The 16,816-nt window shown below is 69.7% G+C and carries 18 protein-coding genes, 1 tRNA gene, 1 other RNA gene and 1 pseudogene; 18 read left to right on the forward strand and 3 right to left on the reverse strand.

Annotated elements, in window-relative coordinates; all coding sequences use genetic code 11:
- Nucleotides 1–354 precede the first annotated feature (354 nt).
- Complete coding sequence (locus tag ACIBVL_RS13975) at nt 355–924, reverse strand: hypothetical protein (protein ID WP_392816126.1); 570 nt, start codon at nt 922–924, stop codon at nt 355–357.
- Between the two features lie 265 nt (nt 925–1,189).
- Here ACIBVL_RS13975 and ACIBVL_RS13980 point away from each other — a divergent pair, with 265 nt between their 5' ends.
- From ACIBVL_RS13980 to ACIBVL_RS14000, 5 genes are all read left to right on the forward strand, one after another.
- Nucleotides 1,190–1,672, forward strand: a complete 483-nt coding sequence (locus ACIBVL_RS13980) for a hypothetical protein (protein WP_399096989.1) — start codon at nt 1,190–1,192, stop codon at nt 1,670–1,672.
- Between the two features lie 580 nt (nt 1,673–2,252).
- Nucleotides 2,253–3,104, forward strand: coding sequence for a helix-turn-helix domain-containing protein (locus ACIBVL_RS13985; protein ID WP_399096992.1), 852 nt, complete (start codon nt 2,253–2,255; stop codon nt 3,102–3,104).
- A 92-nt stretch (nt 3,105–3,196) separates the two neighbouring features.
- A complete protein-coding gene (locus tag ACIBVL_RS13990; protein ID WP_399096995.1) occupies nt 3,197–3,595 on the forward strand; it encodes an ATP-binding protein in 399 nt (132 codons plus the stop codon).
- Between the two features lie 175 nt (nt 3,596–3,770).
- On the forward strand, nt 3,771–4,622 hold the full coding sequence (locus ACIBVL_RS13995) for a sigma factor-like helix-turn-helix DNA-binding protein (RefSeq protein WP_399096998.1): 852 nt from the start codon (nt 3,771–3,773) through the stop codon (nt 4,620–4,622).
- Nucleotides 4,619–5,443: an integrase gene (locus tag ACIBVL_RS14000; protein ID WP_399097000.1), complete on the forward strand. Its 825-nt coding sequence runs from the start codon at nt 4,619–4,621 to the stop codon at nt 5,441–5,443. Before ACIBVL_RS13995 ends, ACIBVL_RS14000 begins: the two co-directional genes overlap by 4 nt.
- 49 nt (nt 5,444–5,492) lie before the next feature.
- Here ACIBVL_RS14000 and ACIBVL_RS14005 read toward each other — a convergent pair whose 3' ends face one another.
- The gene (locus ACIBVL_RS14005; protein ID WP_399097003.1) at nt 5,493–6,203 is read right to left on the reverse strand and encodes a hypothetical protein; all 711 of its coding nucleotides are present in this window, start codon (nt 6,201–6,203) and stop codon (nt 5,493–5,495) included.
- Between the two features lie 151 nt (nt 6,204–6,354).
- Between ACIBVL_RS14005 and ACIBVL_RS14010 the strand changes: the two genes are divergently transcribed.
- From ACIBVL_RS14010 to ACIBVL_RS14055, 10 genes and pseudogenes are all read left to right on the forward strand, one after another.
- Nucleotides 6,355–6,636 (forward strand): hypothetical protein, encoded by a 282-nt coding sequence (locus tag ACIBVL_RS14010; RefSeq protein ID WP_399097006.1) that lies wholly within the window; start codon nt 6,355–6,357, stop codon nt 6,634–6,636.
- A gap of 5 nt (nt 6,637–6,641) precedes the next feature.
- Nucleotides 6,642–8,010 (forward strand): annotated as a pseudogene (locus ACIBVL_RS14015) (FtsK/SpoIIIE domain-containing protein).
- Between the two features lie 84 nt (nt 8,011–8,094).
- Nucleotides 8,095–8,307, forward strand: a complete 213-nt coding sequence (locus ACIBVL_RS14020) for a hypothetical protein (RefSeq protein WP_399097009.1) — start codon at nt 8,095–8,097, stop codon at nt 8,305–8,307.
- A 23-nt stretch (nt 8,308–8,330) separates the two neighbouring features.
- Nucleotides 8,331–9,017 (forward strand): DUF2637 domain-containing protein, encoded by a 687-nt coding sequence (locus ACIBVL_RS14025; protein WP_399097012.1) that lies wholly within the window; start codon nt 8,331–8,333, stop codon nt 9,015–9,017.
- A gap of 15 nt (nt 9,018–9,032) precedes the next feature.
- Nucleotides 9,033–9,212, forward strand: a complete 180-nt coding sequence (locus ACIBVL_RS14030; protein ID WP_142265456.1) for a mobile element transfer protein — start codon at nt 9,033–9,035, stop codon at nt 9,210–9,212.
- Between the two features lie 16 nt (nt 9,213–9,228).
- Nucleotides 9,229–9,384 (forward strand): hypothetical protein, encoded by a 156-nt coding sequence (locus ACIBVL_RS14035; protein ID WP_399097016.1) that lies wholly within the window; start codon nt 9,229–9,231, stop codon nt 9,382–9,384.
- Nucleotides 9,385–9,405: 21 nt separating this feature from the next.
- Entirely contained in the window at nt 9,406–9,696 is a 291-nt protein-coding gene (locus tag ACIBVL_RS14040) for a SpdD protein (protein WP_399097018.1), read from the forward strand.
- Nucleotides 9,697–9,901: 205 nt separating this feature from the next.
- Nucleotides 9,902–11,098 carry a replication initiator gene (locus ACIBVL_RS14045; RefSeq protein WP_399097250.1) on the forward strand — a complete coding sequence of 399 codons (1,197 nt, stop codon included), beginning with the start codon at nt 9,902–9,904 and terminating at the stop codon, nt 11,096–11,098.
- Complete coding sequence (locus ACIBVL_RS14050) at nt 11,091–11,297, forward strand: excisionase family DNA-binding protein (RefSeq protein WP_399097021.1); 207 nt, start codon at nt 11,091–11,093, stop codon at nt 11,295–11,297. The genes ACIBVL_RS14045 and ACIBVL_RS14050 overlap by 8 nt, the downstream gene beginning before the upstream one ends.
- Before the next feature lie 13 nt (nt 11,298–11,310).
- Nucleotides 11,311–12,549 (forward strand): tyrosine-type recombinase/integrase, encoded by a 1,239-nt coding sequence (locus tag ACIBVL_RS14055; protein ID WP_399097024.1) that lies wholly within the window; start codon nt 11,311–11,313, stop codon nt 12,547–12,549.
- A gap of 79 nt (nt 12,550–12,628) precedes the next feature.
- On the opposite strand, the gene ACIBVL_RS14060 is transcribed toward ACIBVL_RS14055, so the two are convergent.
- Nucleotides 12,629–12,716: transfer RNA gene (locus tag ACIBVL_RS14060), tRNA-Ser, on the reverse strand.
- A 72-nt stretch (nt 12,717–12,788) separates the two neighbouring features.
- Between ACIBVL_RS14060 and ffs the strand changes: the two genes are divergently transcribed.
- The 3 genes from ffs (at nt 12,789) to purD (ending at nt 16,753) form a co-directional block, all read left to right on the forward strand.
- Nucleotides 12,789–12,887: signal recognition particle sRNA small type (ffs, locus tag ACIBVL_RS14065), an RNA gene on the forward strand.
- Nucleotides 12,888–13,014: 127 nt separating this feature from the next.
- On the forward strand, nt 13,015–15,369 hold the full coding sequence (locus ACIBVL_RS14070) for a DNA polymerase III subunit gamma and tau (protein WP_399097027.1): 2,355 nt from the start codon (nt 13,015–13,017) through the stop codon (nt 15,367–15,369).
- Between the two features lie 130 nt (nt 15,370–15,499).
- Nucleotides 15,500–16,753: a phosphoribosylamine--glycine ligase gene (purD, locus tag ACIBVL_RS14075; protein WP_399097030.1), complete on the forward strand. Its 1,254-nt coding sequence runs from the start codon at nt 15,500–15,502 to the stop codon at nt 16,751–16,753.
- The last annotated feature ends 63 nt before the right edge of the window (nt 16,754–16,816 follow it).

The raw sequence follows: 16,816 nt of genomic DNA on the forward strand, positions 1-16,816 counted from the left end.
GTCGCGCGCACCAGTAGAACACCCACCCGAAAGACACGGGTTCAACCCTGGAGATGGCGAGCTCCAGGCGTGTCGCTCTTTCGGTCTGCGCGAGCTCCGCCAGAACGAGCCCTCGTGCTTCGTCTTCAGTGAGCATCTGCCCAGCGTCTCAGACGGGGCGGCGCGCGTATGTCTGCTTGTCCCGAAGCTAGCGCCGCCGCGCTCAGGATCCTGGAGCACCAGCTTGGAAGATCGCGTACGCGGCCCCGGCCTGACCTGGTGTAACGCTGACCTGCGGGTTCCCGGGCCGCTCGCCGAGACTCCCCGCTGTTTCCCGTTGGCCGCTTCCTCATCGGGCACGCAAGGGGCACGGCGTCACTCGTAGAACCGCGCTGCGCTGAGGGCCCGTGCCATGAACGCCCAGTCGCCCTCGGGCGGGAGCTCCTGGCCGTGGTTCGCGTACCACCCTGGGGCATCGGCCACCCACGCTTCCAGAGCCTCCAGGAAGCTGCCCAGCGTCCGGTTCTCCCATTGGTCGCCGCTCGCTTCATAGTCCTGCCGAAGACGCCTCAGAAAGCCGCTTAGGGCTTCGCGGTCGCCAAGGCGCTCGTTAGGCTCCAGTGGGAGGGGCTCGCGCTCGTCTCCCCAGTCATCGAGTCTGAGCCTGACTTGGAAGTTGCGCTCCGCGTGATCGACAACGCTCCCACTGATAGCGAACCCCAGTGGGGGAGGAACGGTTCCGGGCGGTGAACCGAAGATCTCCGCCAGGCCCACCGCGTCGGGCACCCCGTCGATCTCTACGAACACGCCGAATGGCTGTCGGCCGATGACCTTGCCGGTCACGGCGGCGCCCACTGGCAGCGCGGTCACGGTTGCCGGCCAGGCCCGTCGTATGTCCTCGGGCGTCGGATCCCCCACACCGTTCGGCCACGTGTACTCCGTCATGCGCGCATCCCCCGGACATCGCGTACTTGGACCTCTGGCCTCATCCTTATCAGGTCGATCATGGGGCTTTGGTGACGTTGGTCAACATGCCGTGCTCCTGGGCTGACCATCCGCTGGTGTCCGACGCCAACCGCTGCTGTTCGGGGCTGTTGGTGTCAGGCGTTGGTGTCAGCCACCGTGGGCGGACTTGACAGATTCGCCCAGGGTGCGGCCGTGGACGGCTACCGCATCTCCGGCTGTCAGTGCTGCATGGCACTGTGCCGCCATGACGACAACGACAGAGCTCACCCTTTTCGCCGACTACTTCCAGATACACGTATCCGATGCGGATTCAGACGGTGATCTAAGCGACGCGTGGACTGACCAGGCCATTGTGGATCACCTCGCGGTTGCATCAGATGCGCTGGGCATCGGCACGTCGGTCAATGTCAACGTATCCGTTACTGTCGTCGTCCTGCCTCAGGAGCCGAGTGATGACAGCTCGGAATTCGATCACGTCGTTGAGGCCAGCCTCGATGTGTCGTTGGGCCGCCTGATGGTTCTGGGCTGCACTGACTACGCCCCCGATGCGGCAACGTTCGAGGTCCCGAGAGGCTGGAACCGCGTCCGCGTGTCCCGGAGCAACTTGGCTCGGGCGGCTCAGGCCGATGTCGACTCTGACGAGAGCTCCGAGACCACTGAGAAGATCCGTATCCAGGTGTGGGCGGCCCCGGAGCGTCCAGCAAAGATCATCAAGCGGTGGTCTTAGTTCGGCGGAATCTTGGGGCGGGCTCGTGCGCCCGTCCTTCGAGCCGAACTTTCACCACCATTCGTTACCCACCACTCACCCCAGCTCCCATCCCGTCCGCCGTCGACCCACACACCGTGGAGCAGGCGTGGTTCATGGCGTCCACGTGGAGCGCGCCACTGTACGAACGACCTGGACGCCATGGGCCGCGTCTGCTCGGCTCTGCCTGGGGCGACGGCGGACGGGATGGGAGCACCCCGCGCACGCCACTACGGACCCGCGGGCGGAAACGGCGCCCCCTCCATCCCGGTGCCGGCCGATCCCCCGCCGGAGGCATCGTCTTGACGGTGCCGCGCTATGCGGTGATCGACTCATGGCCACCCGGCCCTATCCACGTGTGGGCGCGCGTCGGCGGCGGCAGCGCCGAGCGGGCCGAAGGCAGGAGCGCGGGCGCAGCCAGAGCCGGGAAGCGCGCCCGGCGGAGCGGAGCGCAGCCGGGGCTTGAACCAGTAGAGAAAGTTTGAATCATGACTCGGGCAGTTCATGATCATCTAGGGTCTCGCGCCCGGTTCCGGCACCGTCGTGGTGTAGAACGCTGGCTATGGGGAGCGAACGGCAAGAGCGCATGAAGGAGCTCGGGGCACGCCTTCGGGCGCTTCGTGCGGAGGCCGGTCTGACGGGTGCTGTGTTGGCGCAGCGGGCCAGGGTGGGGCAACCAACCGTGTCCAAGGTGGAGAACGGCAGGATGGTTCCCAGCGCTGACGTCCTGGGTCGGCTGATGCGCGCACTCGAACTCGACGACGCCACCATCCATGAGGTGCGTGAACTCCTGGTCGCCGTGGAAGAGGCACCGGAGACTATCGAGGTGCCCGACGACAATGCCCTCGCCGGGACAGTTCTAGACGAAGCGGTGCGGTCCGCTCGGCTGGTCCGCTCGTTCCAGTGCATCGTCTTGCCGGCCATGCTCCAGACCGCCGAGTACGCCCGGCACGTCTTCGAGAGCGCACCGAACTCGTCGCCTGAGGCGGTCGGTCGTGCTGTTGCTGCCCGTGTGGAGCGTCAGGGCGTGCTGTACGAGCCTGGCCGGGAGTCAGTGTTCGTGCTGACGGAAGCCGTCTTGCGCACCTGGCCGGGGAGCGCGGAGCTGATGCTCGCCCAGTTCGACCGGCTCCTGGCGGTCGACAGCCTGAGCACCGCTCGCCTCGGGATCATCCCTTGGCGTCGCTCGGTGCCGGTCATGCCACGTCACGGGTTCACCCTGTGCGACGACCGGTCGGTTGTCGTCGAGACCTTCCGGGGTGAGCGGGTCGTGGACGACTCCGCAGAGGTCGCCGCGTACGAGGAGACCTTCAGCCGCTTCGAGGAAGCCGCGGTCTTCGGGATCGAGATGCGAGAGCACTTGATCCGCGTCATGCACGAGTTCCGTGTCATGGCGGACTTCGCCACTCATTAGAGGAATAATTCCTCTAGATGCCTGGTTCGCAGGCATGTACGGGAATACTCTGCTCGCTGTGTTGTCTAGCCCCCTAGACGAGGAGTATTCGCATGCCCCAACAGTGGAGCCGCCAGTTTCCCGGCCTTCCCCGGAAGGTGGCCGAGGCTCGCGACTTCGTCGCTGCCCTGCTTGAGGACGAGGGACCAGGCCCGGTTGAAGACGCCGCGCTGATCGTCAGCGAGTTGGCGACGAACGCAGTCCGGCACACACGGAGCGGCCGTTACGGCGGCTGGTTTCGCGTGACCGTCGGATTCAGTGACGACGTCGTACGCATCGAGGTGATCGACAGCGGCGGAGACGAAGAGCCGCTGGTCCGCAGCGTGAACGCCTCAGTAGATGAAGGTGGCCGTGGGCTGCTGCTGATCACGGCCTGTGCCAAGGACTGGGGCGTGCAGGACCGGCCCTACGGGCGCTGTATCTGGGCAGAGCTGGCGCGGGTGAGCGCGTGATAGTTCCCTGCGAGGCGGTGGGCCGTGCTTGCCTTCTGGGTAGTGCGGGGTGAGTCCTCGCGGTGTACCTCGGCGGCGGGCCGGGTTCTACGTGATCGGTGTTCATTCGGGACGGCGGCTCCCGCCCGTTCCGTCTAGGGCCCTAGACTCCTGGGTACTTCTAGGAGGTTTGGTCATGTCGGACGAGTTGCAGCGGATCATGGCGATCGATGATCCGTACCTGCTCCTGCGTGAGGTCACGACCAGGTTGGCCGAAGCGCAGCAGGAGGTGACTGAGCTCGCCCGGCTTCGTCGCCGCGTGGTCCAGGACCTGCATGCGCAAGGGCTGTCGTATGCGCAGATCGCGGAGAAGGCCGGTCTGAGCCGCGGGCGGATTCATCAGATCCGGCACACCGGTCCGGCGCCCGAGGGTGCGTTCCTCGGCGCGGGCGCCGTCACGATCGTCACGCCGCTGCGCTGGGACGCCGAGAAGAAGCGTCCGGTCGTCGCCATGGCCGACGTGAACTCCGGCAAGCGGCTCGAAGAGCTGGCCAAGTCGTACGGGCTCGACGTCAGCTCCGGTCACGTGCAGGTGAGCGGTGAGATCGACCTCGACCGGGACGGCCTGGTCGTCGTCTGCGGGCCCAACATGTCCCAGGCCATGAGTGACCTGTACGCCCAGGATCCGGTGCTTAGCTGGGAGCACCCGGAGGGTGAGCCGTGGGCGCTGGTGGACCGGCGTACCGGGACGTCGTACGGCGCGGGAGCGCACACCGAACCGTACCGCCCGCACGACGTCGGCTACCTCGGCCGACTGCCCCGCCCGGACGGCAACGGCTCGGTGCTCGCCATCGCCGGAATTCACACGGCAGGCTCCCTCGGCGTCGTCCATCTGCTCACCTCCGACCTGAACACGCTCTGGGGACAGGTGGGCGATCGTCACTTCTCCACGCTGGTGAGCGTCGAGTACGACCCGGAGACCGACGAGCCGCAATCCGTCGAATTGCTCTGTCCTCTCTATCTGCACGACGAGGAGACGACGGCATGAACGTCGCCCTAGGCACACAGTCGGCCGAACCAGGACGGGGAAACGAGGACTTCGCCGCCGCTGCTCCGGGCGCGGCCGTCCTCCTCGACGGGGCCAGCGTGGCCGGGGCGCAGACCGGATGTAAGCACGGCGTCGCATGGTTCTCCACGACCCTGGGCGGGCTGCTGCTGAGCACCATTGCCGCGCAACCCGCGCGGCCGCTCTCCGAGTGCTTGGCCGACTCGATCCGGGTTGTCCGCTCTCTGCACGAGGACACCTGCAACCTGACCTATCGGGCCAGTCCGACCAGCACGGTCGTTGCTGCTCGGGTCAACGCGGGAGCTTTGGAGTACCTCGTACTCGGTGACTCGACGCTCCTGCTGGCCGACCCGGACGGGAAGACAACTGCCGTCACAGACCGGCGGTTGGACGAGGTCGGCAAGCGGCTTCGCGCACCGGTCGACGTGCTGCCCACTGGCTCACCCGAACACACGGTTGCTCTGGCTGAGTACCGCGACGCCCTGACAGGATTGCGTAACCGGCCGGGCGGCTTCTGGATCGCCGGCCCCGATCCGCAAGCCGCTGAACACGCCCTCACTGGGTCCGTACCGTTGGACTCGCTGACGTCCGTGACATTGCTCAGTGACGGCGCAACGCGACTCGTCGACTCCTTCGAACTCGCCACCTGGCCAGACATGTTGGCCATTCTCGGGGAGTCCGGGCCCGACGAACTGATCCGGCGTGTACGGGAAGTTGAGGCAGGCGACCTCGACGGTCGTCGCTGGCCACGGGGCAAGGCGCGGGATGACGCAACTGCCCTGCACTGGGTGCTGCCGTTGTGACCACTCTCTGGAGCTGCCGGGCCTGATTTCTACGTCTGTCTTCGGACGGTTAGGACAGCTGGACCACCGCGCACGTGGGGCCATGCGGCGATCGGCTTTCGCAGTCCCCGTTCCCGCCGACAGTCACGGCGATGATCTCGATTCCCCAGGCATTTCGTGGAGCCGCGACCGACATGCTGATCTGGTGGTCGATGTCGCCCTTGTTGTCGGGTCTGAGGCTGACACTGTAGAGGTCGGGGAAGCCGGGGAGACGAGTCATTTTTGCGTCTACTACGGTGACGTACGCGTTGACGCTCGCCCATCGGTCAACACCGTCCGCGTGGACGTCGAAGGTCAGCCTTCGATCGGATTCCGGCCCTTCGAGCTTGACATTGATCAGCGTAGGACGCCCGTTACCGCTCGCTGCCTGGGCCGCGCCGACGACCGCCACGCTCAAGGCCACCATGTAGAAGATGACACCGAGCCCCAGGACAACGGTCTCCCACACGTTGCCTCGCCGTGTCGGATGGATGAGCAAGGCAACGATGCTGCAAACGATGGCGAGGATGGCGCTGAGCGCAGCCACGAAGATAGGCCACGACTCATTGTTGAGTGCGACGAAAACGACATCGCTCGTCAACCCCAGCGCAGTCATGACGCCGGCCACTGTGACGAGGGCACCAGCAAGGATCTTGGCGACATCGTCCAGGCGCTTTCCGATCCTGGCCTGGACGTCGTCGAGCGTCTCCCCGTGCCGCGGGTCAATACCTGGCTGCTCCATCCATTCATGGTGGCCAAGGTGGAGTGCATGTTGGCGCACCCCCGCACGAGATTGGCCCGATAGAGGGCCTTCCTGCGGTCCGCTCGCGGGGGAAGCGTCGCCCTGGCCCCTCGGCACGCGACAAGACCTTACGAAGCTGCCCGAGACCAAGGTGCGGGACCGTCAGACCGGAGAGATCGCCGTCGACCCGGTGACCAACAACCGGCTCATGGTCCTGGAGCTGGTGTTCATCGCCCAGGGCGGTTCGGACATGATCAAGGTGACCGTTCCGGAGCCGGGCATCGGTGAGGGCCTGGTGATGGGCGCCCCGGTCATCCTGTCCGGCCTCGTCGCCCGGCCCTGGGAGAGCGAGTTCGGCGGGCGGATGCGCCACGGCATCGCCTACCGGGCAGACGCCGTCATGGTCGACGCCCCCGCGCCGGTACAGGGCTGATCGTCATGACCGACACCGTGTGGATGCTGGTGCTGGGCCTGGTCGGCCTCGCCGCGCTGCTGGTCCTTCGCCGTCGCCTGCCGGTGGCGTTCTGGTGGCTGGTGGGCTATCCGCTCGTCGCACTGCGCGTCGTCACTACCTACCGATCCACCATGGATGCCTGTGGTCTGACGGTTCCGGCTTCGGCCGTCCGTCGGGCCACGGCCCGGCTGATCGGGCGGGAAGCCGCGCCCGTTCCGCCTCGTCGGTCGCTGCCGGTGCCGACCGGGTCCGGTCTCGTGATGCGGCTGCGGCTGGCGCCTGGGCAGGCGCCGGAGGACTTCATCGCATCGGCCGACCGGTTGCGGCACGCCTGGGCCGCTCACGCCGTGCACATCCGCCCGACCAAGCCGGGGCGGCTCGAACTGCGGCTGATCGGCTGGGATGTGCTTGCGGAGGTGCGGCCCCCGCGGCGGTGGAAGAAGAACGGCGGTCTGCTCTCTCCCGCTGGCGCTTCGGGATGGCGGGCACTGGCAGGTACGGGACTTCCGTGCCGTGCCCCACGACCTGATCCTGGGCGCCACGCAGTCCGGCAAGTCCGTGTACCTGCGTAACCTGCTGTGCGGCCTGGCACGGCAACCGGTCGTCCTCGTCGGCATCGACTGCAAATGGGGTGTCGAACTGGCGCCGTTCGCGCCCCGGTTGTCGGCGCTCGCAGACACCCCGGACCGGGCGAACGACCTCCTTGACGCTCTGCTGGAGGAGATGGAGGCACGGTTCCGCCTCATCGGCCTGGCCTCCGGCGCCGGTCCGGACGCGGTCCTCACCTCGGACGTATGGGGCCTGCCGGAGAAGGTACGGCCGGTGCCGATCGTGGTCGTCGTCGACGAGGTCGCCGAACTCTTCCTCGCCGCCAGCAGGGACGACGAGAAACGCCGTGACGCCATGGTCACCAAGCTCATCCGCATCGCCCAGCTCGGCCGCGCGGCCGGCATCTACCTGGAGGTCTGCGGCCAGCGCTTCGGCTCCGAACTCGGCAAGGGCGCCACCATGCTCCGCGCCCAGCTCACCGGCCGCGTCTGCCACCGCGTCAACGACGAGACCTCCGCCAACATGGCGCTCGCCGACATCTCCCCGGAAGCCGCCCTCGCCGCCACCTCCATCCCCGCCGACCGGCCCGGCGTGGCGATCGTCGGCGACTCCTCCGGCGGCTGGTCCCGTGCCCGCTCGCCCCACGTCACCCTTGACGAGGCTGCGGCCATCTGCCGCGCCACCGCCGCCCTCGCGCCGGAACTGCCCCGCCTCGACTCCTTCCGGCCCGCCGTCGCCGTCGAATCCGCAGGGTCAGCCGCTCCCGCCCCTGCCGTGCCCACCGCTCGCCCGGTGACCGAGTAGCCCTTCCCCCTTCCCCACGGTCGGCGTGACCGCCTCACGCCAAGTCCCTACCCCTCCCATGCCCGAAACCGGAAGGACGCCCCTATGTCCCGCCCCTCCATCGCCGAGGTCAGCGCGCTCATCGCCGACCTGGCCGCACTCCGTCAGAACCGCACCTCCGACGAGTACGCCGCACTCATGGCCCGTAAGGCAGGCCTGCTGGAGCGCATTGCCACCCACACACCCGGCGACGCCGAGGCCGCCGAGGTGGCTCGCCTCGCCCGTGAGCGTGCCGACTCACTCAAGTCCGCCGACTGATCGCGCAGGAAGGAGACGTGCCGATGCGTGCCCACCTGGCCCGCTTAGACGCCGTGATCATCCAAGCCGTCATCGCGGGCGCCCTGTCCTTCTCCCACCTCCACGACCTGGCGGAGGCAGCTGGACAGGGCGGCTGGAAGGCGTGGGCCTACCCCGTCAGCGTCGACCTGCTGTTGGTCGCGGCCTGGCGCCGGATGCGCGAACAGCAGCGCGCCGGACGCCCCGCCGGTGGACCGCGGCTGTGGTTCCTGGTCGCGCTGGCCGCCTCCCTCGGCGCGAACGTCGCCACCGCCGGACTCCTCGACCTGGAGGACGTTCCCCCGCTCCTCCGCGTCGTGGTGGCCGGATGGCCCGCTGTCGCCTTCTTCGGCGGAACGCTGCTGGCTCACACGCCCCGCACCTCGGACACATCGGCGACGCCGGAGACGGACCCCGAACCGACCCCGGCCCCCGCTGTGGTCGACGAGCCCCAGCGTGAGGGGCTTCCGGCCCCTTCCACGGCTGCCGAACCCGCCCAGGAATCCGCCGCGCCGGTCAAAGCCCCGCGTCCTGCTCCCGCCATCTCTCTCCCGCCGGCACTCGTCGACCGCGTCCAGGCCCTGGCGGAGGAACACCGCGCCAAGACAGGCCACCCCGCCAACCCCGACACCGTCCGCACCCGGCTCGGCCTGCCCCCGTCCATGACGCAATCCGTCGCCGCCCACCTCTGAGAAGGGACGACCACCGTGAACCCGCGCTTCCGCAACGTCCGCCGCATCGGCCCCGTACAGGTCGCCTCGTACCTCGCCCGCGGCCGCAACCGCCATCTCGCCGCCTGCACCGCACCCAACTGCGACTTCTCCGCCGAGTACGACAGCCGCGCCGCCGCCGAACTCGCCGCACGCACCCACCGCTGCAAGGCCTGAGAAGCAGATCACCGCCATGGATGTCCCGCTCTGGTTCGCCGTACTCGTCGTCGCCGTCCTCGGCATCCAGCTCGCCCGCCCGCCGTGGCGGCTGGTCGCCCTGCTCCTCCTCGGCGGCTACCTCGTCGCCAACAGCTTCCTCGCCCCCGCCGTCGCCACCCTCCTCGACTGACCGCCAGAAGGGATCACCCACGTGTTCACCCCGAAGTACCCCCCGCAGGACACCACCCCGGCTCCGACCGTCTACACCCCGACGCCCTACGTCCCGGCCGTTGCCCCTGCTCCGTCCGCCCTGGCCTCCAACCGGCCGACCGTCCAGCTCACCCCCGGCAGCACACTCGCCCTCGTCGCCGGTGGCGGCGCCCTGGTGCTCGTCGTCGGCGCGGTCCTGGTCTCCATGCTCCTCGCCGTCGCGATCACCGCCGCGTCCGTGGCCGTCTGCGCGGTCACCATCCGCTCCATCCTCAAGAGCGACCGCCGCTGACCTCATCAACTCCACAGCCCCGGCTTGCCCACACTGTCTAGCCCCCTGGACAAGCCGGGGCCTGTGCCCGACAACTCCTCGTCCCACCAAGGAGACACCCGCACATGCGCCCCACGGCTTCGACCGGAGCCCTCCGCCAACTGGCCGCCCTCGCCCAGTACGGCGACCTCAGCACCTACGCACACCAGATCCAACGGCTCGGCGGCTGCGAGCGCCCGGTGAGGTCGCCGACCGCGACCTTCCCGCAGGACAGCTCCTCATCCGCTGCAACAACCGCCGCGCCACAAGGTGCGCCACCTGCGCCGAGGTCTACCGCAAAGACACCTTCCACCTCGTCACGGCCGGCCTGAGCGGCGGCAAGGGGATCGGCCCGGCGGTCTCCCAACACCCCCGCGTCTTCGCGACCTTCACCGCCCCATCCTTCGGCCCCGTCCACAACCGGCCCGGCAGCGGTCGCTGCCGCTGCGGACGCCACCACCCGGAAGACGACCCCGCCCTGGGAACACCCCTGGACCCCAACCGCTACGACTACCGCGCCGCCGTCCTCTGGAACGCACACGCCGGTGCCCTGTGGGCCCGCTTCACCACCTACCTCCGCCAACAGCTCGCCTCCCGCGCAGGAATCGGCCGCTCAGAACTCCGCCACCGCCTAAAGGTCTCGTACGCCAAAGTCGCCGAGTACCAGCGGCGCGGTGCCGTCCACTTCCACGCCGTCATCCGCCTCGACGGCCCGGACGGAGCAGAAGACACCCCACCCGCCTGGGCGACCACCGAACTCCTTACCGACGCGATCCGCTCGGCGGCCCGCCTCGCCGAGACCCCCGGCCCGGTCCTCGACGGCCGCACTTACACCTTCCGCTTCGGCGAACAGCTCGACATCCGCCCCATCCACTCCGCCGACTTCACCGGCCCCACCAACCTGACCAGCCGCGCTGTCGCCGCCTACATCGCCAAGTACGCCACCAAGGGCGCCGAAAGCGCGACCGGCACCCTCGATCGCCCGATCCGCAACCCCGTCACTGACCTCATCGGCGCCGAAGTCACCGACCACGCCCGTCAATTGATTTTCACCTGCTGGCACCTCGGCGCCCTGCCGGAACTCGAAGACCTGCGCCTGCGCAAGTGGGCTCACATGCTCGGCTTCCGCGGCCACTTCTCCACCAAGTCCCGTGCGTACTCCGTCACCCTCGGCGCCCTCCGCCAAGAACGCGCCGACCACAACGAAGCAATCACCCGCGAACGCGCCGCCGCAGTTGGTCACTCGCTGCCCGACCCGGACACCGTCCTCGTCCTCTCCCACTGGCGCTTCGCCGGCACCGGCCTGACCGCCGCAGAAACCTGGCTCGCCACCTCACGACGACCCGACGCGACCGACACGGAAGGAGAACCCACCCATGGCTGAGCCCTTCGACCCCTCCTTGGCGCTCCTGACCGTCGAGGAGGCGGCCCGGCGGCTCCGTATCGGCCGTGCGACGTGCTTCCGTCTCGTCCTCGCCGGAGAGATCGAGTCCGTCACGGTCGGTCGGCTCCGCAGGGTCCCCGCCGACGCCGTACCCGCCTACGTGGCCAAACTCCGCCACCGACCCGCCCACGCGGCCTGAGAGGGGAGACGACATGGCAGAGAAGAACCGCACCCGTCAGCCCAACGGCGCTTCGTCGATCTACCTGGGCAAGGACGGCAAGTGGCACGGACGAGTGACGGTCGGCGTCCGGGATGACGGCAAGCCGGACCGCCGCCACATCGAACGCAAGACCAAGGCAGAGGTCACCAAGGCTGTCCGCGAGATGGAGCGGGCCCGGGACGACAAGAAGCTCAGGAAGCCGGGACAGACCTGGACGGTCCAAGCCTGGCTTGAGCACTGGGTCGAGAACATCGCCAAGCCGTACGTCTCAGAGAACACGTACGACGGGTACGAGGTCGATGTACGCGTTCACCTCGTCCCCGGCCTGGGCGCCCACAAGCTCGACCGCCTGGAGCCGGAGCACCTCGAACGCTTCTACCGGAAGATGCAGGCGTCCGGGAGCTCGGCCGGCACCGCCCACCACGCCCACCGGACGATCCGGGTCGCCCTCGGTGAAGCCGTCCGGCGCGGGCACGCCGTCACGAACGCGGCCGAGATCGCCAAAGCTCCCCGCCTCGAAGAGGAGGACATCGAGCCGTACACGATCGAGGAGGTGCAGAGCCTCCTCGTCGAGGCGGCCAAGCTCCGCAACAGTGCGCGCTGGGTCGTCGCCCTGGCGCTCGGTCTCCGCCAGGGTGAGGCGCTCGGCCTGCACTGGGAAGACGTCGATCTGGACGCGGGGTACGTCCGCATCCGTAAGAACCGGCTCCGCCCCAAATACGCGCACGGCTGCGCTGCCAACCCATGCGGCCGGAAGGCGGGCTACTGCCCCAGTCGCGAGCAGACCCGCCGTGAGCACAAGTCCACCAAGTCGCGAGCCGGGCGGCGCACCATCGGCCTGCCCGATCCGCTGATCAAGATCTTCCGCCAGCACCAGGAAGCCCAGGAGCGGGAGCGGATCGCGGCCGGTGCGGACTGGGAGGGCAAGGGGTATGTCTTCGCCTCGCCGGTCGGTGGTCCGCTCAGCCCCAACACCGACTTTCACGTCTGGAAGCGGCTTCTTCGGGACGCAGGCGTCCGTAACGGCCGTCTCCATGACGCTCGACACACCGCCGCGACCGTCCTCTTGATCCTCGGCGTCCCTGACGTCGTGATCGACTCCATCATGGGTTGGGAGCCCGGGGGAGCGGCCCGGATGCGCGCTCGGTACATGCATGTGACGGGGACCATGCTCCGGAAAGTCGCGCAGCAAGTCGGCGACGCTCTCTGGGAGCTCCCGAAAGCCAACTGAGACGGAAACTGAGACGGACAACGACGAAGGGCCCCACCGCAAGCGGTGGGGCCCTTCGACATCGTGCCCGGTGAGGCACTGGCGGAGGATACGAGATTCGAACTCGTGAGGGGTTGCCCCCAACACGCTTTCCAAGCGTGCGCCCTAGGCCTCTAGGCGAATCCTCCGCCGGAAACATTACATGACCGAGAGGAGTGCTCGCGAACTCGTTCCCGGCCGTCGGCATCGGGTACTGTTTGGGCAGCCCCTCACGCGGCGCTATCTGACTGAACTCCCCCAGGGCCGGAAGGCAGCAAGGGTAGGTCGGCTCTGGCGGGTGCGTGGGGGGCGCTTGCGTTTCGGGCGGTCCCGGTCGGTCGCGGGCTGTCGCGGCCCGTGGCGGTGTGTCGCAGTCGGTCCCCGGCCGTTCGCGGCCCCCTTCCTGCCGGGGGCCGGTTGTCGGTGGGCGCCTATAACCTCGTATGCGTGTCGTCTCTCGCGCTGTACCGCCGCTATCGCCCGGAGTCGTTCGCCGAGGTCATCGGGCAGGAGCATGTGACTGACCCGCTGCAGCAGGCGCTGCGGAACAACCGGGTCAATCACGCGTACCTGTTCAGCGGGCCGCGCGGCTGCGGGAAGACCACCAGCGCGCGCATCCTGGCCCGTTGCCTGAACTGCGAGAAGGGGCCGACGCCGACCCCGTGCGGCGAGTGCGAGTCATGCAAGGACCTGGCGAGGAACGGGCCGGGTTCGATCGACGTCATCGAGATCGACGCGGCTTCCCACGGTGGTGTGGACGACGCCCGTGACCTGCGGGAGAAGGCCTTCTTCGGACCCGCCCGCAGCCGGTACAAGATCTACATCATCGACGAGGCCCACATGGTCACGTCGGCCGGTTTCAACGCCCTCCTCAAGGTCGTCGAGGAGCCTCCGGAGCATCTGAAGTTCATCTTCGCCACCACCGAGCCCGAGAAGGTCATCGGCACCATCCGGTCGCGGACCCATCACTACCCCTTCCGGCTCGTGCCCCCGGGGACTCTGAGGGACTACCTCGGTGAGGTGTGCCAGAAGGAGAACATCCCCGTCGAGGACGGGGTCCTCCCGCTCGTCGTGCGGTCCGGCGCCGGATCCGTGCGTGACTCGATGTCCGTCATGGACCAGTTGCTCGCCGGCGCGACCGACGCCGGTGTGACGTATGCCATGGCCACGTCCCTGCTCGGGTACACCGACGGCTCCCTGCTCGACTCCGTGGTCGAAGCGTTTGCCACGGGGGACGGGGCCGCCGCCTTCGAGGTCGTCGACCGGATCATCGAGGGGGGCAACGATCCGCGGCGGTTCGTCGCCGACCTCCTGGAGCGCTTGCGGGACCTCGTGATCCTCGCCGCCGTTCCGGACGCGGCGGAGAAGGGGCTCATCGACGCCCCGGTCGACGTCATCGAGCGGATGCAGGCCCAGGCCGGCGTCTTCGGCGCCGCCGAGCTCAGCCGTGCCGCCGACCTCGTCAACGAGGGGCTCACCGAGATGCGCGGCGCCACCTCGCCCCGTCTCCAGCTCGAGCTGATCTGCGCCCGCGTGCTGCTGCCCGCCGCCTACGGCGACGAGCGCTCCGTCATGGCCCGCCTCGACCGCATCGAGCGCGGCGTGAACTTCTCCGCGGGCGGCGCCCAGGGGATGCCCGCGATGGCGTACGTGCCCGCGCCGGAGGCGCATGGCGGCGCGGTCGGCGGCGCCCCCATCCCGCCCGGAGGCGGAGCCGCCGCCGCCCGGGCCGCGGTGCGGGGCGGGGCTGGTCCCGCGGGCCCGGGCCCGGGTTCCGGTCCGGGGGCGGGCGTAGGTGTGGGCGTCGGCGCAGGAGCGGCGGCCGCCGCGGAGGCTCCGCCCTCCGTGCCCCCGGCGCAGGCCCCTGCAGCCGCCGACGCCGGTCCCGCGCAGCCCTCCTCCCCGGCCCCGGCGCCGCCCCCTGCCCCGGCTCCCCCTGCCCAGCCCCCAGCCACCCCGGCCCCCGCCCCGGGCGCCTGGCCCACACCCACCGCCGCGGGCAGCGGGCGTCGGCCCGGCGGCTGGCCCACGCCCACACCGGCGGGTGGGGGAGCGGCACGTCCCCCGGCAACATCGGCGCCCGCCTCTGCCCCGGCCTCTTCCTTCGCGCCCACCCCCTCCGCCACTCCTGCCCCGGCGGCCTCCGCCCCCACCTCCTACGCACCCCCCGCGGGCGGCCCCGACCCCCGCATGCTCTGGCCCAACATCCTGGAGGCGGTCAAGAACCGTCGCCGCTTCACCTGGATCCTCCTCAGCCAGAACGCGCACGTCGCCGGCTTCGACGGCACCACGCTCCAGCTCGGATTCGTCAACGCCGGTGCCCGCGACAACTTCGCGAGCAGCGGCAGCGAGGAGGTGCTGCGGCAGGCACTGGGGGAGCAGTTCAACGTCCAGTGGAAGATCGACGCGGTCGTCGACCCGTCCGGCGGCGGCTCGGCACCCGCGCCCACCGGCGGCTTCGGCGGCGGCCCCCAGGGCGGATACGGCAACACCGGCGGCCCCGCGGCGTACGGCGCCTCCGGCGGCGGTTACGGCGGCGGCGCCCCGGCCACCCAGCCCTCCGCCGCCCCCAGCACCCCGGCCCGGCCCCCCTCCGCATCCGCCCCCGCCTCGGCCCCGGCACCGTCCCCCGCCGCCCCCGCGCCGGCCCCGACCCGCCCTGCCGCTCCGGAACCGGTCGCTCCCGAGGACGACATCCCCGAGGACGACGACCCCGACCTGAACGAGTCGGCCCTCTCCGGCCACGAACTGATCGTGCGCGAGCTGGGGGCGACGGTGGTGGAGGAGTTCACCAACGAGTAAGCGGCCGCTTCCCCGAGCGCCGGGCCGCCGCAGCACGAGGCTCCGTTCGGAGGAACCTATGAACACCCGGCCTCCCGAGCTTCAGCAGCCCGCACAAATGCACAGCACCGGCTCCCGTTAGGCTGGCCCCGTGAACGTCCTCGTCATCGGCAGCGGCGCCCGCGAACACGCCCTGTGCCGCTCACTGTCCCTCGACCCCGCCGTCACCGCGCTGCACTGCGCCCCCGGCAACGCCGGCATCGCCGAGGTCGCCGAGCTGCACCAGGTCGACGCCCTGGACGGCGGGGCCGTATCCGCGCTGGCGCGGCAGCTCGACGCCGAGCTGGTCGTCGTAGGCCCGGAGGCGCCGCTGGTGGCCGGGGTCGCCGACGCGGTGCGGGAGGCCGGGATCCCGGTCTTCGGGCCGTCCAAGGAGGCCGCGCGGCTGGAGGGGTCGAAGGCGTTCGCGAAGGACGTGATGGCGGCCGCCGGGGTGCCCACCGCCCGCTCGTACGTCTGCACGACCGCCGAGGAGGTCGCCGAGGCTCTCGACGCGTTCGGTGCGCCGTACGTCGTCAAGGACGACGGTCTCGCCGCCGGCAAGGGCGTTGTCGTCACCGACGACCTGGCCGCCGCCACCGCGCACGCCGCCGCCTGCGAGCGGGTGGTCATCGAGGAGTTCCTCGACGGTCCGGAGGTCTCCCTCTTCGCGATCACCGACGGCGTGACGGTCGTCCCGCTCCAGCCCGCCCAGGACTTCAAGCGCGCGCTCGATGGCGACGAGGGCCCGAACACCGGCGGCATGGGCGCGTACTCGCCGCTGCCGTGGGCCGATCCCAAGCTGGTCGACGAGGTCATGGAGACGGTTCTCCAGCCCACCGTGGACGAGATGCGCCGTCGCGGCACGCCCTTCTCCGGGCTGCTCTACGCGGGTCTCGCGATCACCAGCCGGGGTGTGCGGGTCATCGAGTTCAACGCCCGTTTCGGCGACCCGGAGACACAGGTCGTCCTGGCCCGGCTGAAGACCCCGCTCGCCGGTGTGCTGCGTGCCGCCGCGACCGGCAACCTCGTCGATCTGGAGCCCCTGCGCTGGAGTGACGAAGCGGCCGTCACCGTGGTCGTCGCCTCGCACAACTACCCCGGCACCCCGCGCACCGGCGACCCGATCACCGGCCTCGACGAGGTGGCCGCCGAGGACGCCCCGCACGCGTACGTCCTGCACGCCGGGACCAAGCGGGACGGCGAGGCGGTCGTGAGCGCGGGCGGCCGCGTCCTGTCCGTCACCGCCACCGGCACCGACCTCACCCAGGCCCGCGAACGGGCCTACAGGGCCGTCACGCGTATCGGTCTCGACGGTTCCCAGCACCGCCGGGACATCGCCGCGAAGGCGGCGACGGGCGCGTAGCACGCCCGTCGACAGCCACCGTCCTCCAGGCCCCGGGCGCCACGGGAATCCCTCGCGGACTTC

Source organism: Streptomyces sp. NPDC049687 (assembly GCF_044465285.1).
In the GTDB taxonomy this organism is placed as follows: Bacteria; Actinomycetota; Actinomycetes; order Streptomycetales; family Streptomycetaceae; genus Streptomyces.